The 1,089-nt window shown below is 53.9% G+C and carries 2 protein-coding genes; both read left to right on the forward strand.

The genetic code is table 11. From position 1 onward, the window contains the following. On the forward strand, window positions 1-238 hold a 238-nt coding region (locus XM50_RS20240), incomplete at its 5' end, for a hypothetical protein (protein ID WP_046406258.1). Between the two features lie 614 nt (window positions 239-852). Then, the coding region (locus XM50_RS19825) for a phage tail tube protein (RefSeq protein WP_156167002.1) at window positions 853-1,089 on the forward strand (237 nt) is incomplete at its 3' end.

The following is a 1,089-nucleotide window of genomic DNA, read 5'->3' on the forward strand; positions in this document are numbered from 1 at the left end:
CCGCGTCCGCGTACAGCGCGAAGGCCGCGTGTGGCTGCAAGTCGCCATCCCTATTGGCAATCCAGACGCTGAAGCATGGGCGCTAGTCGATCAAGCTAAGGCCTTGTTCGTCCGCTGGCGCGCTGCTGACTTCAATTTACGTTGCTGGGAAGCAGACACGAAGGTCATCGAGGATACCAAGCATTACATCGTCGCAGTTTCCATCCGCTACACGAGCGAGCGCACCGAAACCGCTTGAGTTCTGGCCTACGCTAAAAATCGCTTGGCTTTACGAAGCCCTCTGATCATAGCTCGCGCGGGGGAAAGATGATGAGACTGATTGCCACTGCTATGATTTTCGGGAGCATTCTCGCTTCGCCTGCGGTCGCACAAAGCGACATTTGCCAAGCTCTGGATGGGTCGGTCATTCTCAACTCCGACGACGAGTTCATTGGAACGATCTCAGACCCATCGAACAGTGATAGTATTTTCAACGAGTATGGGAAGTACGGCAACGAATATGGATCTGCGTCCATATGGAATGAGTATGGTAAGAACGGTAGCAAGTATCAGACTAACAGTGCGTTTAATGAATATGCTTCAGAGCCACCCCGCATAATAAAGAACCGGCGGGTGATTGGCGTCCTGTCAAATAACAAGTTCAAATCTGGGGCGCTGAGTCCTATCGTCGTTGGCGTTGTTTGCTACGACTTCAAACCACCCCGCTAACGAGAATGCGCTGATCTTGATCAGACACCTTCTCATTTGATCTGGCATATCGTTGAGACACCGCCGCGCTGCCATTGCGTGCGCGAGCCTCCTAATAAATAGCATGAGGCCAATTCGCGGCCCGTAGCTATTGAGGAGCCGCAAATGGCAATTAATCCGTCCGACACTGAATTCGCTATCGCGGTTGGCACTGCATCAACTGCCGTCCCTACTGCACCAGCGTTCAAGCGTCTCGAGACCATCGTTGGTTCGAACCTGAACGCAACTGCTGATCCGATCGTAAGCCAGACCCGCCGCAAGGGCCGCACGAACGCTGGTCAGCGTCTCGTCAATCCTCGCGTTGAGGGCACCCTCAACACTGAGTTCGTGGCCGGCGATGCT

Source organism: Sphingomonas sp. Ag1 (assembly GCF_000980895.1).
Classification (GTDB): Bacteria; Pseudomonadota; Alphaproteobacteria; order Sphingomonadales; family Sphingomonadaceae; genus Sphingomonas; species Sphingomonas panaciterrae.